Here is a 13,978-nt window from a genome sequence, read left to right on the forward strand (position 1 = left end):
GCCCTGGTGGATGACCACCAGGGCTGCTTGCTTTGTACTAGGCCTGCTTACTTACGGCCGGGCGGCTTCGGGCCACCCTTGATCTGCAGTCCGCCGGGCTTGGCCTTGGGCGGAGCTGCGGCCGGCGCCTCCGGAGCGGCTTCGGGCTCGGCCGCGGCTTCCGGCTCGGGAGCCGGTTCTGCTGCGGGCTTGGCTGCAGGCGCAGCCTTCTTCGGGCCCGGTCCCTTGAGTCCGCTCTTGAGCTGCAGACCACCGGGCTTGGCGGTCGGAGGTGCCGACTCGGTCGCCGGTGCAGATGCCTCGGGAGCGGCGGCTTCCGGTGCGGCTGCTGCAGGTGCCGCTGCCTTCTTGGCGCCCGGTCCCTTGAGTCCGCCCTTCATCTGCAGTCCGCCGGGCTTGGCCTTCGGGACGGCCGGAGCTTCGGACGGTGCAGACGCCTCGGGAGCGGCGGCCTCCGGTGCGGCTGCTGCAGGTGCCGCTGCCTTCTTGGCGCCGGGTCCCTTGAGCCCGCCCTTCATCTGCAGGCCACCGGGCTTCGCCTTCGGAGCCTCCGCAGTCTCAGCGGCCGGAGCTGCAGCGGGAGCGGCTGCCTTCTTGGCGCCGGGTCCCTTGAGTCCGCCCTTCATCTGCAGACCGCCGGCCTTCGGAACACCCGTCGTCTTGGGAGCTTCAGGGGTGGCCGCAGCCTCCTCGATCTCCTCGACGCGTTCTTCCTCGATGGCCTCGGCGACAGCTTCGGCCTCGACCGGAGTCTTCGGCTCCTGGATCACCTTGAGGTTCTCCGTGAGCTTCTCTGCCTCGACCCGTGCGATGGACTCGAGCATGAGCTGCGCGACGTCGACGACCTCGACACCTTCGCCCTTGCCCTCTTCCTGACGTGCCGTGACACCGTCGGTGAGCATGACGCGGCAGAACGGGCAGCCCGTCGCGATCTTCTTGGGATCGGTGCTCAACGCCTCGTCGACGCGATCGACGTTGATGCGCTTACCGATGCGCTCTTCCATCCACATGCGGGCGCCACCGGCACCACAGCACATGGACCGCTCGCCGTGGCGAGGCATTTCGACGAGCTTCGCGCCCGACGCGGCCATCAGTTCACGCGGCGCGTTGTACACCTTGTTGTGGCGGCCGAGGAAGCACGGGTCGTGGTAGGTGACGTCTTCGCCGACCGACGTGACCTGGACCAGCTTCTTCGCCCGCACCAGGCGGTTGAGCAGCTGGGTGTGGTGGACGACTTCGTAGTTGCCGCCGACCTCCGGGTACTCGTTGTTCAGCGCGTTGAAGCAGTGCGCACAGGTGACGACGATCTTGCGCTTGCTCTGCTCGACACCCTCGAAGACGCCGTCGAGGACCTCGATGTTCTGCTGCGCGAGCTGTTGGAACAGGAACTCGTTACCCGCGCGGCGAGCGGAGTCGCCGGTGCAGGTCTCGTCGGCGCCGAGCACCATGAACTTGGTGCCAGCGGTGGCGAGCAGTTCGGCGACGGCCTTCGTGGTCTTCTTGGCGCGGTCCTCGTAGGCGCCGGCGCAACCGACCCAGAAGAGGTACTCGTAGCCGTCGAAGCTGTCGGCGTCCTGACCGAAGACCGGGATCTCGAAGTCCATCTCGTTGATCCAGTTGAGACGGTCCTTGGAGTTCTGGCCCCAGGGGTTGCCCTTGTTCTCGAGGTTCTTGAACAGACCCGCGAGTTCGGACGGGAAGTCCGATTCGATGAGCACCTGGTAGCGACGCATGTCGATGATGTGGTCGACGTGCTCGATGTCCACCGGGCACTGCTCGACACACGCACCACAGCTGGTGCAGCTCCACAGCGTCTCGGTGTCGATGACGGGGGTGAGTTCGCCGGCTTCGACGAGTTCGGCCGATTCGCCGACGAGCTTGCGGCCCGCTTCGGCACGTGCCGCCTCGGGGATCTTGGCGAGTGCGGCTTCGTCGACGTTGCCTTCGCTGTCGACCAGTCCGACCTCGTCGCCGCCCATGTCCGTGCGGCCACCGGCCAGCAGGTAGGGAGCCTTGGCGTTGCCGTGGTCGCGCAGCGACATGATGAGCAGCTTCGGCGACAGCGGCTTACCGGTGTTCCATGCGGGGCACTGGGACTGGCAGCGGCCGCACTCGGTGCAGGTGCTGAAGTCCAGCCAGCCCTTCCACGAGAAGTCCTCGATGCGACCGGCACCGAAGGTGTCGGTGTCGGGATCGGCTTCTTCCATGTCGACGGGCTTGCCCTTCGACATCATGGGCTTCGCGGCACCGAGGGCGACGCCGCCGTCGTCCTCACGCTTGAAGTAGATGTTGGCGAACGCGGCGAAACGGTGCCATGCGACACCCCACGTGATGTTGCGGCCGACGATGTACAGCCAGATCATGCCGGACATCAACTTGATGAACGCGAAGACGGACACCATCTCGGGGCTCGCGGGGAGGAGCTTGGCGAGGTTCATCGTGAAGAAGTCGGTACTCATGTGGCCGCCGCCGTAGGTGGCGATCTTGCCGGCCTTCACGAAGATCATGCCGAGGCCCTCGATGAGGACGACTGCCTCGACGAAGTACGCGGCCTTGAAATCGGAGCCGGTGAAGCGCGACATCCGGCCGGGCTGACGCGGGTGGTTCAGCTGGCGGATGATGATGAGCACGAGAATGCCGATCACCGTGCCGAGGCCGAGAATCTCGTCGAGGAAATGGTAGACCGCGGTGTTGCCGATGAGGGGCCAGTGGAACTCGGGGCTGAACGTCTGGCCGTATGCCTCGAACCAGACGATCGCGCCGAGCATGAAGCCGACCATGACGAGCCAGTGAGCCCAGCCGACGGTCCGGAACTTGGTCATTCTCGTGTGCGCGAGGAACTCGACGATCATCTGCTTGAAGCGCGGGAAGAACGGACGCCACCGGTCCGGGGCCGGTTGGCCGATCCGGATGGTGTTGACCATCTTCCACGCGCCGCCGATGAAGGAGTACCAACACACGAGGCTGAGCAGCACGCCGATCGTGCCCAACGTGATCGTCAGGGCATTCATACGTGGCCTTTCGTGTCGGGGGCGGACAGCCCGCCTGGTATAAGCCTCAGCATCGTAACGCACGCTAAGTTACCCGCTGGTAACTATGTTGGAGTTACTACCTGGTAACTAGCTGTCGTGCTGCTGAGTCAGTGCGGAGGCCACCGTATATTCGGGTATTCCGCCAATTCGAGCCAGGATGTCCTAACTGCGCTACGTGGAATGTGTGGCATGTAAGCGCTTTTGGCTACGATTCGGCATCTATCAGGCCTTACCCGGATAACAAATCGCTGTGACGTCAGTTATGATTCTGGACCGGACGTGACTTTCGGACAAAAAGAACGTCGTCGGGGGTTCGGAAGTCTCACGCGTACAGAGAAATATGGGGGCGTCTTCAGGCGTGCGCCATGTCACAGAACGGAAATACATGAAGCTCAGGAAGCTTGCCGCTGTAGCGACGATGACCATCGCCGCAATGGGGATCACGGCTGGAACCTCCTACGCGGCCCCGGCAGCCCCGGACGAGATCAACTACGAGTCGAAGGTGGACGGCCAGTCGGTCGTCACCGTCATCGACGCAGGCGCGTTCCAGGTCTCGGGCGACGGCCAGAGCGTCGAACTGCAGGACGACGCCGGCAACACTGTCGTCAGCCTGCCGCTGGCAATCCAGCTCGGCGACATTCAGCTGCCGTTCGAGCGTGAGATCAGCGAGGACGGCAAGACCCTCACGCTGACGCCGTCGACCGACCTGACGCAGGCGACTCCCGTTGCACCCGAGGACAAGGTTGTCCCGGGCATCACGCCCGTCGCGCTCAAGGTGACGGACGTGGCTTCGCCCGATGAGAACCTCAAGGCTCAGCAGAACTTCGCGTCGCAGCTCGGTATTGCGACTGCCGTGGGTGGTCTGACCGGTACCGTCATCGGCTGCATTGTCGGCTCGGTGGCGACGCTTCCGCTCCTGGCAGTCGGGTGTGTTCCGGGAGCCGCCGTCGGCGGTGTGCTCGGCACCATCGCCGCGGGCGGCCCGACGCTTGTCATCGCGGGCGTCGGCCTCATCCAGACGCTGACGGCTCCTCCCGGAACCACGGTGTACGCGAACTGATTCTTCAGTCGACGAACGGCCCCGCCATCCATTGGACGGCGGGGCCGTTCCGTGTCAGCTGAACCAGAACAGCTGGAGCAAGAGGTTGATCCAGCCCGCTACCAAATCGGCGCTTCCAATGCTCGATCCGAACATTTACGTCCTCCCTGTAATTCGCCGCCGATGAGCGGGGGCCTCCCCGTCATCGTTCGTTGTGCGGCCGAACGAGATTTCCGGAGCTTATCCCGCTTCGATCTTGATGCCGCGTCGACACTCCGCACCCACGCCCGGCCCGAGCTTCCCACCACGACTGAGCGAATGTGCCACTCGTCTCGATGAAGGAGACGAAGGATACATTCGCTCGGAAGCGGGTGGGCGGGCAGCGGGTAGCAGACAGTGGCAGGACGCCGCGGCCGTAAGCAACAGTGCCCGCCTTCCGAGTGGAAGGCGGGCACTGTTGCTTACGTGAGGGCTAGCTGGTGCGGATCTTCAGACCCGGGTTGTCGGCGAGGATCGAGTTGATCGGCGTCGCGAACAGTTCGGGGGATTCGCCCAGCAGGCCGCTGACGATGCTGGCGATCTCGCACATGCCGTACTGGCCGACGTTCGAGGCGCTCGAGATGCCCATGGCCAGGGTGCCGGTGACGAGCGTGCCGCCACTGTCGCCCTGGAGTGCGCACAGGTTGGTCGAGAAGCCGTTCTGCAGGACGCGGTGACCGATCTCGACGTTCTGGCTCGCCGCGGTCACGACGCCGCAGCTGTAACCGGTGCGCAGACCCGACTTGCAGACGGGCGTTCCGACGATGGGATCGGCGGTGCCGGTGATCGGCAGAGGCGCGGCACCCGGCACGCGGACGCCGTTGTTCTCGAACCGGCTCTCGGCCTGGCCGGTGGGGCGGATGATGGCGTAGTCGCTGTCGTCCAGGCTGGTCTTCTCGAACGAGCCGAGGTGCTGACCGAGCGTCTCACCGTTCAGCTGGTACACATCGGACGCCCAGTCGGTGCCGGCCTGAGCGCGGTTCGGGTCGCAGTGACCGGCGGTGATATTGACGGGTCCGCGGTTGTCCTCGGCGTTGAAGCCGAGGGAGCAGCGCAGGCCAGTTCCCTGTCCGAGCGATGCGTAGGCGTCGCCACCGAGCAGCGCGTCGGGTGCTGCGTTCCCGGCAACGGGATGCAGGTCGGCGGCGGGCTGCGGCGTGAGCTCGACGGGAGCGAACAACACCCGCACGCCCGAGAGGAATTCGGGCAGTTCGATTCCGGCGACATTCTCGGCGCGCACGATGATGTCGTTGTTGATGACGTCGATAGCGACACCGCGAACCACATCGGCGATGGCGGGCGGCTGCGTCTCGAGCCAGTCGTTGAGAGCCTTCAGTTCGTCGTTGAGGGCGTTCTCGCTGTCCTCGGTCCGCTGCACGGCGAACCCGGCATCCTCGGCGGAGGTGCGGGCCTCGTCGAACTGCTCACCTTCCGCGAGTCCGACGGTGGCTGTGCCCTGGTCGTCGAGCCACACACCGGCGAACACGGCGGCGAACTGTTCGCGTGCCGTCTCTGCGAAACGTGCCAGATCCTGGCTTCGTGCGGCGTCCTGGAGGAACCGCTCAGGGCTGATCTGAAGGTCTCGATCCAACGCTTCGACGAGTTCGGCGGGCAGGTCCGTGGTCTGGACGGGGGCCGGGTCGGCCTGTGCCACGAGCGCGGCAGGTCCGATGAGGAGCGCGGCGGCTGAGCCGATGACGGCTGCCCGACGTGCGAAGGAGCGTCGCATGGATACCTTTCTCATTGACCTCCACGCATCGCGTGGAGAGGCCGATCGGAGCGGATCGGCGACACGATCATATTGGCTGACACTGGTGACGGGAGCGAATGTTCCCGTCACCAGAGTGTCGCGTGTGACTTTTGTGATTACTGGGATGCGGATTCCGTGCGTACGCGGGTTCCGGTGGCGTCTGCGATGTCGCCGACGGAGATCCCGAGGCTCGACGTTCCGCCGCTGCTGGAAAGCACCAGATTGGCTTCGACGCAGTCGGGGGCGCCCGCACTGTTCGAACCCGAGATGACGCCGAGCGCGAGAGTGCCCGTGACGATGGCGCCGCCACTGTCGCCCGACAGGGTGCATGCGGTGGTCGCGAATCCGCGAATGGTGCTCGCGCTGCCATTGGCGTAGAGGAGCTGGGTCTCGACGTGGTCGGCTGCAACCACACCACACGTGAACGACGAGGACTGTCCCGACTTGCACACGGGAGCGCCCACCACAGGACGTGCAATCCCGGTGACCGTCAGTGTCGAACCGTTGCCGCCGCGCACCGTCGGACGGTCGAGGCCTGCGTCGACGCCCGCATCGTTGAGCGAGATGATGCCGTAGTCGAGGTTGCTGTCGGTGCCTGCCGTCGAACTCGTGAACGAGCCGATCTGCACGCTCTCGTCGATGTTCCCGCGGTTGGGCAGGTACACGGTGGATCCGCCCTCGTCGCGGGCTACCGCGTCGCAGTGGCCGGCGGTGATGTTGACGGGATCGCCGTTCGCGTCGACACCGTTGAACCCGAACGAGCAGATACCGATGCGCTCGAGCGGTGTGTCGCGCACGTCGCCGTCTGCGGTGATGTAGGTGTCGCCGCCGAGCGGGGCCGGATCGTTGGCCGGCATGCCGGGCGTCAGCTGCACCTGGATGTTCGCGATGAGCGACGGCAGGTTCAGCGCGCGGCCGAGGGGCGAATTGACGATGTCGACGACGATCTGGTTGTTCAGCACATCGATCGACGTGTTGTTGACCTGTGACGACACTTCACGGGGCAGTGCGGCGACCCACCGGTTGAGCTCTGCGAGGGCTCGCTCGAGGCCGTCGGCCGAGATGGGCGCGACCGTGGCCTGGTAGCCGTCCTTCTCGGCCTGGCGCGCTGCGTCACGGTTGGTGACGGCGACGACAGGGCTTCCGTCGGCGCTCATCCATGCTCCGGCGAAGTCCGAGGGGCGCTCGGCGCGGAAGTCGCGTGCGTAGCTGTTCAGCTCCTGGGCGCGGGCTGCGCGTTCGAGGTACTGCTCAGGGGTGAGCCCGAGATCCCGCTGAACGGCCTCGACGAGTTCCGCCGGCAGTTCGGGCGTCCGGTCCGCGGGAGCGGCGTTCGCGGTGGCGGTCAGCGGTCCGATCAGCAGCACCGCTGATGCCGCGACGACGACGGCACGACGGATGGTGGTTCGGACTGCGGCGCGCGACGCCGGCGAGTGACGCATGAAGGCCCTTCGTGATTGGTCGATCTTGTGTGTGAACTGGTGTTTTGTGGTCTTCGCCCGGTGGGGTCGAGTGCTCCCGGGATAGCGTACGGTACCGGACGTTGATCTTGAAGGGGTCGGAGGGCCCGATTCGACTAGATCTCTGCGGACGTCGTGGTGGCTGTCGAGGAGGGGGCAGCGCTTGACGTACCCGATTCCCCGGGTTCTGGATCCGACCCGGGATCGGGTTCCGGTTCCTCGGAAGGTTTCGGCGTCGACGGCGGAGATGGCGACGGCTGGCTTGCGCCACCACCCGAACCGATGCTCGGCTCGTTCGGCGGATTTCGCCGCGACCAACCCGTGCTGCTGCTCGTCGGCGCAGTGGTGGTCGAGGTGTTCTTCTCGGTGGTCGTCGACGACTCGGTGTTCGAGGTTTCCGCCTCGTATTGCGTCTGCGGGACGTTCGTGGCCACATATCCGGGCGCCGTGTACTCGGGCGCCGTGTCGTCGGGTTCTGCGGTGTCCGTGGTCGCCGATGTCTCGGAAGTCGTGGGCGCCGTCGAGGTCGGCTTCGGCTGGGACTGCGTGGTCGTCGAGAAGATCGAGGCCGGCGTGGGCGACGGCGGGGTCGCGCTCGCGGTGGAGGTGTCGCGCAGCGAGAAGACGAGGATCCCCGCGCCGACGATCACCGCAACCGCTGCGGCTGCCGCCCAGACGCCGACCTTCGACTTCTTGCCGGGTTCGTCGGCGCCGGAAGCTGGGTCTGTCGGCTCTGCGGCCGAACTCACCGTGCCGGGTGAGGCAGCGTTGGCGGATGCTGTGTTCTTCGCGAAGCCGACGCCTCCGGCAGCGCCTGCGGAGGTGGTGGCGGCCGCAGCCGTAGGCGTGATCTTCGCGATCACCGTGGTGGTCTCGGGATCCAGGCCGCCGCGCTTCGGGCCGGTCGGGCGAGCAACGGGAAGCACCTGCGTGGACCCGAGGAGATCCACCGACCCCGCGGCGGCAGCGAGCGCCGCACCACGAACCATCGTCTGGTGGGGGTCGGGTGCGAGTGCGCATCGCACACCGAGACCGGCCTTGATGGACTGGGTGACGATCTGCGCGGCGCTGGTGTCGACAGTCTCGTCGAGCGTCACGACGATTGCGTCGAGATTGGTCACGAGCCAGCCGAATGCTCCGAGCGCGGCCGACAACTGCGCGGAGACGGACGTGGCGTCGCCCTCAGCGAAGCGGAACGCCTTACCCGCGACGACGCCTGACCGGACCAGTGTCACGGTCGTGCCGTGCGGGTCGATGTGGTAAACGGCGACGAGTCGGCCGGTCTGGTGTGCCACCTGCGATTCGAACCACGCGGCGGAGGCTTCGGCGTCGGAGATGAGCGACACGTGTCGCAGACCCACGTAGTCGAGGGCGTTGCGGAGCAGCGCGACGGTCGACGGCGGCCAGTCGGTGGGGTGCGACGCCACGACGGTGTGGTGTGCGTTGCCGATCATGGTCCCGGCGTCGGCGATGAGACATTCCATCGCGGTCGCGACGAGGTCTTCTGCGCGGGAGAGGGCGCCGTCGTTGGCGCGGACGCCGTTGGATCGTCCCAGCCGGTCGACGAAGTCGGTGAACGAACTGGTGTTGCCGTCGACGACGTGGTGCTCACCCAGCGTGGCGGTGCCGTCGGAGTGCAGGTGCACTGCGGTCCGGCGTTCGATGGGTTCCGGGTCGGGCCGTCCGGGGGAGGAGGATGTGACGGCGACCGACGATACGGAAGTGCCTACCCTCAGGCCTACGCCTACGGACATGCCGAAGTTCCCCCATTCAGGTAGGTCGTTTTCACGTCGCCGAACATCGACGCCGTACCCCATCGCTCTGAGCATGGAGATCAGCTCGGAACGAGTTCCGGCGCCGAGGCGACGACGGATCCGGCGACATGATGTTCCACGGTCTTCGCGGAAATGTACAGGCGTTTCCTTACTTCACGGTAGGTGAGGCTCCAAACGGCGAGGTCGGCAACCTCTGCCTCGCGTTCGGACAGCGTCTCGTCATGGGTGTCGCGTCGACTTGATCCTTACGTAACGTGAGGTCCTAGCGTCGATTGTGCCGGTGCAGAGAGCGCCGGTGGAAGTGGGTGAACGATGCGGACGACACGTTCCGGCCGGCAATGGAAGGTCGGTCGACTGGCAACGGAGACCGGCCTGACGGTGCGGACACTGCATCACTACGACGAGATCGGCCTGGTGCGTCCGTCGGGGCGGACTTCCGCGGGGCACCGGCTGTACGAGGAACAGGACGTGCACCGGCTGTATCAGGTGCTTGCTCTGCGTCAGCTGGGTTTGTCGCTCCATGCCATCGCGGCGGTCACCGACGGGGACACATCACTGTCGGAGATCCTCGACGCGCACCGCGCCTATCTGGACGAGCAACTTGCCGCGACACGAATGCTGCGCGCGCACGTCGAGATGCTCGGCCGGAAGGTACGCACCTCGCCGGACGCCTCGGTCGCCGACTTCCTCGAAGTGATCAGAGGAGTGATCGACGTGGACGACACAGTGAAGCGATATTTCGACGAATCCCAGCTCGCGGATCTCGCCGAGCGGCGCGCAGTGCTGGGTGAGGAGACGATCGCGGCGGCGGAAATGTCGTGGAAAGTTCTCATCCCGCGCGTGGATGCGGCGCTGAGCGCGGGGATGGACCCGACGTGCGCCGAAGCGCAGGAGATGGCGGCGCAGTGGATGGGGCTGCTCGAACAGTTCCACGGTGGTGACGAAGGCCTGCGCGACAGCCTGTTCCGCATGCACACCGACAACGCGCAGCGGATCGAGCAGGAGTTCTGCGGACCGAGTCCCGAGCAGATCGAGTTCATCACGAGAGCCGACGAGTCCCGGTCGTCGTAGAAGCGGAGCAACGGACAGATACAACCTCTGCGGAGCGTTGTATCTGTCCGTTGTCGCTGTTACCACCGTCGACGTGCTCTGCCTGCTGCGTCGACGAGGCGTGCGCGTACCGGGCCGAACTCGAAGACCTCCCGCCACGTCCAGCGCACCACCTCGAAGCCGAGCGACCGGATCGCGTCCTCCCTGAGCTTCTCTCGGTGCACGGTCTCGGCGGTCGAACCGGGTTCGTCGGAACCGTACTTGCCTCGCCCGTCGAACTCTCCGATCACGCCTCGGTCCTTCCAGAAGAAGTCGGGCCGGGCGACGAACACTCCGGAGTCGGTTCGGAGTTCGTGCTGGAGTGTGGGTGCGGGGAGGCCGGCGGTGTGGATTCGGAGCCGGCTGAGTGATTCGCCGGGGCTCTCGCTGCGTCCGTCGAGAAACTCCACTGTCCGGCGAGCCTTCGCTATTCCCTGCCGCGCTCGTCCCGCTGCCAGCGCATCGGGCAATGACAACGCGGTGTCCGGGTACATCCGCAGTGCGGAGTCTCCGGCGATCACCGTCTGGTCGACCGGCAAAGTACGTGCCAGATCGACGACCGTCCGTGCGATGGAAGTGACAGGTACGCCGTCGACGCGGCAGATCTCGTCGGGTCGAAGTGGCGTCGTATGGGTGTGTCGTGTGTCGCGGCGGCTCCCGCCGGAAGCACGGTCGCGGGTGACGTGGATTCGCGTGAGATCGACGTCCCACAGATCGAATCCGTGCAGGATGGCAGCCGAAATATGGCTGATGGTTTCGCCGTCGGAGAGCGTGCCGCGGAGCGTCGACAGGCGGGCGCGGTGTTGCGCGAGTGGGTCGAGGTCGGTGGTGCCGTCGACGTAGACGCCGCGCGCGATGCGCTTCAGTGATCCGCTGCGCAGGGCGTGTCGGATCTCGTCGGAGGTTGTGCCGGAGGCAAGTAGATCGGATCGGAGCCGGAGTGGTGGTTCGGTCATGTCCGCCAGCGTCGTGGCTCGCTGCGACGAGATCGGGCGGATTCACGGCCGGAGCACCGAATCTGTGGACAACGGGGGCGTCTGTGGACAACTCGCGGTGACAACGCCTGCGGACAGATGCGCTGCTTCGGAAGTGGTGTAAAGGTCGATTTCTGTAGCAAGGATGTGATCTATGTCGCATCCGGAACATTTCTCCGATACTTGCCGTTGGACCCATCAGACAACTTGAGCGTATCTGACTCAACTTGCTTGACTTGCAGGGTCCTGTGGGTGCAAAGTCGAGTCGAGCACGCTCAGTGTGAGTCGGACAGGCTCAGGTTGAGCAAAAGAACATTCTCGAAGCATTTGGAGGAAATCATGGCTCGTGCGGTCGGTATCGACCTCGGGACCACCAACTCGGTCGTCTCCGTTCTGGAGGGCGGCGAACCCGTTGTGGTCGCCAACGCTGAAGGTTCACGCACCACCCCGTCGGTTGTTGCGTTCGCGAAGAACGGCGAAGTTCTGGTGGGCCAGCCCGCCAAGAACCAGGCGGTCACCAACGTCGACCGCACGATCCGCTCGGTCAAGCGCCACGTCGGCACCGACTGGAGCGTTGCGATCGACGACAAGAAGTACACCTCGCAGGAGATCAGCGCTCGCACGCTGATGAAGCTCAAGCGCGACGCCGAGGCGTACCTGGGCGAGGACATCACCGACGCGGTCATCACGGTCCCCGCGTACTTCAACGACTCCCAGCGTCAGGCTACGAAGGAAGCCGGCACGATCGCCGGCCTCAACGTCCTGCGCATCGTCAACGAGCCCACCGCGGCTGCGCTCGCATACGGCCTCGACAAGGGTGAGAAGGAACAGACCATCCTCGTCTTCGACCTCGGTGGCGGCACGTTCGACGTGTCCCTCCTCGAGATCGGCGACGGCGTCGTCGAGGTGCGTGCCACCTCCGGCGACAACCACCTCGGTGGCGACGACTGGGACGAGCGCGTCGTGAGCTGGCTCGTCGACAAGTTCAAGTCGCAGCACGGCGTGGACCTGACCAAGGACAAGATGGCCCTGCAGCGCCTGCGTGAGGCTGCGGAGAAGGCGAAGATCGAGCTGTCGAGCTCGCAGTCGACGTCCATCAACCTGCCGTACATCACGGTCGACGCAGACAAGAACCCGCTCTTCCTCGACGAGCAGCTGACCCGCTCGGAGTTCCAGAAGATCACCAACGATCTCCTCGAGCGCACCCGTGCACCGTTCCAGCAGGTCGTCAAGGACGCAGGCATTGCTGTCGGCGACATCGACCACGTCGTGCTCGTCGGTGGTTCCACCCGTATGCCCGCCGTCACCGACCTGGTGCGCGAGCTCACCGGTGGCCGCGAACCCAACAAGGGTGTCAACCCCGACGAGGTCGTCGCTGTGGGCGCAGCCCTGCAGGCCGGCGTGCTCAAGGGTGAGGTCAAGGACGTCCTCCTGCTCGACGTCACCCCGCTGTCGCTGGGTATCGAGACCAAGGGCGGCGTGATGACCAAGCTCATCGAGCGCAACACCACGATCCCGACCAAGCGGTCCGAGACCTTCACCACGGCCGACGACAACCAGCCGTCCGTGCAGATCCAGGTCTTCCAGGGCGAGCGTGAGATCGCAGCGCACAACAAGCTGCTCGGCTCGTTCGAGCTCGGCGGTATCGCACCGGCTCCGCGCGGTGTCCCGCAGATCGAGGTGACCTTCGACATCGACGCCAACGGCATCGTGCACGTCACCGCCCGCGACAAGGGCACCGGCAAGGAGAACACGATCAAGATCCAGGACGGCTCCGGCCTGTCCCAGGAAGAGATCGACCGGATGGTCAAGGACGCCGAGGCCCACGCCGAGGAAGACAAGACCCGTCGCGAGGAGGCCGAGGTTCGTAACCAGGCCGAGTCGCTCGTGCACCAGACCGAGAAGTTCATCAAGGACAACGAGGAGAAGGTGCCGGCCGACGTCAAGGAGAAGGTCGAGGCTGCCATCAAGGAAGCCAACGACGCTCTCGCCGGATCCGACATCGCCGCGGTGAAGGCTGCCGTCGAGAAGCTCGCGACCGAGTCGCAGGCTCTCGGCCAGGCCATCTACGAGGCGCAGGGCGCCGAGGGTGCGGCAGCCGGTGACGGCGCAGCCGCCGGTGCCGACGACGTCGTCGACGCCGAGGTTGTCGACGAGCCCAACGACACGGAGAAGAAGTGACTTCGGGTACCCCAGAGCAGGAGCCGGTAACCGTCACCGACAAGCGACGGATCGACCCGGAAACCTTCGAGGTTCGCGACACCGAGCCTCTCGAAGGCGACGTGGTGGAGCCTGCTCCTGACTCGGAGGGTGACGCAGAAGTGACCGCCGAGGGATCGGTGGAGGCGCCGGAATCGGACGAACTCGCCGAGCGCACTGCAGATCTGCAGCGCGTCACAGCCGAGTACGCCAACTACCGGCGCCGGTCCGACGCCCAGCGCACCGCAGCGGTGGAGGAAGCCAAGGCCTCGGTCGCGGCGAAGTTCCTCGACGTGCTCGACGACCTCGACCGTGCGCGAGCACACGGAGATCTCGAGTCGGGCCCGCTGAAGGCCATGTCCGACAAGTTGACCACCGTGTTCGACTCGCTCGGGCTGGCCGGATTCGGAGTGGAGGGCGACCCCTTCGACCCCGAACTCCACGAAGCGGTCCAGATGGAGGGTGACGGAAACCATCCCGTTCTCGGGACAGTCCTGCGCAAGGGCTACCGCTACAACGAGCGGATCCTGCGGCACGCGATGGTGACTGTGACCGACGGAGATCCGTCGGACACACCGCAAGATAAGCCGTCGGACGAGTCCGGCGCAGAGTAAGAACAAC

The 13,978-nt window shown here is 65.5% G+C and carries 9 protein-coding genes and 1 pseudogene; 4 read left to right on the forward strand and 6 right to left on the reverse strand.

The genetic code is table 11. The features are described 5' to 3' along the window. Positions 1 to 47: 47 nt before the first annotated feature. Positions 48 to 3,011 (reverse strand): (Fe-S)-binding protein, encoded by a 2,964-nt coding sequence (locus ACFWB0_RS19215; RefSeq protein ID WP_378492057.1) that lies wholly within the window; start codon positions 3,009 to 3,011, stop codon positions 48 to 50. Positions 3,012 to 3,417: 406 nt separating this feature from the next. On the opposite strand from ACFWB0_RS19215, the gene ACFWB0_RS19220 reads away from it, so the two are divergent. Then, positions 3,418 to 4,092, forward strand: coding sequence for an ammonium transporter (locus ACFWB0_RS19220; protein ID WP_378492058.1), 675 nt, complete (start codon positions 3,418 to 3,420; stop codon positions 4,090 to 4,092). A 451-nt stretch (positions 4,093 to 4,543) separates the two neighbouring features. Here the strand turns inward: ACFWB0_RS19220 and ACFWB0_RS19225 are convergent, their stop codons facing one another. The 4 genes and pseudogenes from ACFWB0_RS19225 to ACFWB0_RS19240 form a co-directional block, all read right to left on the reverse strand. Further along, on the reverse strand, positions 4,544 to 5,839 hold the full coding sequence (locus ACFWB0_RS19225) for a S1 family peptidase (protein WP_378492092.1): 1,296 nt from the start codon (positions 5,837 to 5,839) through the stop codon (positions 4,544 to 4,546). Positions 5,840 to 5,976: 137 nt separating this feature from the next. Then, positions 5,977 to 7,302 (reverse strand): S1 family peptidase, encoded by a 1,326-nt coding sequence (locus ACFWB0_RS19230; protein WP_378492059.1) that lies wholly within the window; start codon positions 7,300 to 7,302, stop codon positions 5,977 to 5,979. Between the two features lie 134 nt (positions 7,303 to 7,436). Continuing rightward, positions 7,437 to 9,074 carry a hypothetical protein gene (locus ACFWB0_RS19235; RefSeq protein WP_378492060.1) on the reverse strand — a complete coding sequence of 546 codons (1,638 nt, stop codon included), beginning with the start codon at positions 9,072 to 9,074 and terminating at the stop codon, positions 7,437 to 7,439. Beyond that, positions 9,065 to 9,310, reverse strand: a pseudogene (locus ACFWB0_RS19240) (response regulator transcription factor); the annotation flags it as partial. The gene ACFWB0_RS19235 and the pseudogene ACFWB0_RS19240, both read right to left, overlap by 10 nt. Positions 9,311 to 9,407: 97 nt before the next feature. Here ACFWB0_RS19240 and ACFWB0_RS19245 point away from each other — a divergent pair. Continuing rightward, positions 9,408 to 10,166, forward strand: a complete 759-nt coding sequence (locus ACFWB0_RS19245) for a MerR family transcriptional regulator (protein ID WP_378492061.1) — start codon at positions 9,408 to 9,410, stop codon at positions 10,164 to 10,166. Between the two features lie 59 nt (positions 10,167 to 10,225). Here the strand turns inward: ACFWB0_RS19245 and ACFWB0_RS19250 are convergent, their stop codons facing one another. Beyond that, a complete protein-coding gene (locus ACFWB0_RS19250) occupies positions 10,226 to 11,140 on the reverse strand; it encodes a hypothetical protein (RefSeq protein ID WP_378492062.1) in 915 nt (304 codons plus the stop codon). 357 nt (positions 11,141 to 11,497) lie between these two features. Here ACFWB0_RS19250 and dnaK point away from each other — a divergent pair, with 357 nt between their 5' ends. Both dnaK and grpE read left to right on the forward strand, forming a co-directional pair. Then, on the forward strand, positions 11,498 to 13,339 hold the full coding sequence (gene dnaK / locus ACFWB0_RS19255) for a molecular chaperone DnaK (protein ID WP_378492063.1): 1,842 nt from the start codon (positions 11,498 to 11,500) through the stop codon (positions 13,337 to 13,339). Beyond that, a complete protein-coding gene (gene grpE, locus ACFWB0_RS19260; protein WP_378492064.1) occupies positions 13,336 to 13,971 on the forward strand; it encodes a nucleotide exchange factor GrpE in 636 nt (211 codons plus the stop codon). Before dnaK ends, grpE begins: the two co-directional genes overlap by 4 nt. Positions 13,972 to 13,978 lie beyond the last annotated feature (7 nt).

It is taken from the genome of Rhodococcus sp. NPDC060086 (assembly GCF_042730275.1).
In the GTDB taxonomy this organism is placed as follows: domain Bacteria; phylum Actinomycetota; class Actinomycetes; order Mycobacteriales; family Mycobacteriaceae; genus Rhodococcus.

Bases quoted from the DNA above. Each gene is read 5' to 3' on its own strand.
- ACFWB0_RS19215 (WP_378492057.1), bottom strand. From the start codon at position 3,011: ATGAATGCCCTGACGATCACGTTGGGCACGATCGGCGTGCTGCTCAGC.
- ACFWB0_RS19220 (WP_378492058.1), top strand. From the start codon at position 3,418: ATGAAGCTCAGGAAGCTTGCCGCTGTAGCGACGATGACCATCGCCGCA.
- ACFWB0_RS19225 (WP_378492092.1), bottom strand. From the start codon at position 5,839: ATGCGACGCTCCTTCGCACGTCGGGCAGCCGTCATCGGCTCAGCCGCC.
- ACFWB0_RS19230 (WP_378492059.1), bottom strand. From the start codon at position 7,302: ATGCGTCACTCGCCGGCGTCGCGCGCCGCAGTCCGAACCACCATCCGT.
- ACFWB0_RS19235 (WP_378492060.1), bottom strand. From the start codon at position 9,074: ATGTCCGTAGGCGTAGGCCTGAGGGTAGGCACTTCCGTATCGTCGGTC.
- ACFWB0_RS19245 (WP_378492061.1), top strand. From the start codon at position 9,408: ATGCGGACGACACGTTCCGGCCGGCAATGGAAGGTCGGTCGACTGGCA.
- ACFWB0_RS19250 (WP_378492062.1), bottom strand. From the start codon at position 11,140: ATGACCGAACCACCACTCCGGCTCCGATCCGATCTACTTGCCTCCGGC.
- dnaK (WP_378492063.1), top strand. From the start codon at position 11,498: ATGGCTCGTGCGGTCGGTATCGACCTCGGGACCACCAACTCGGTCGTC.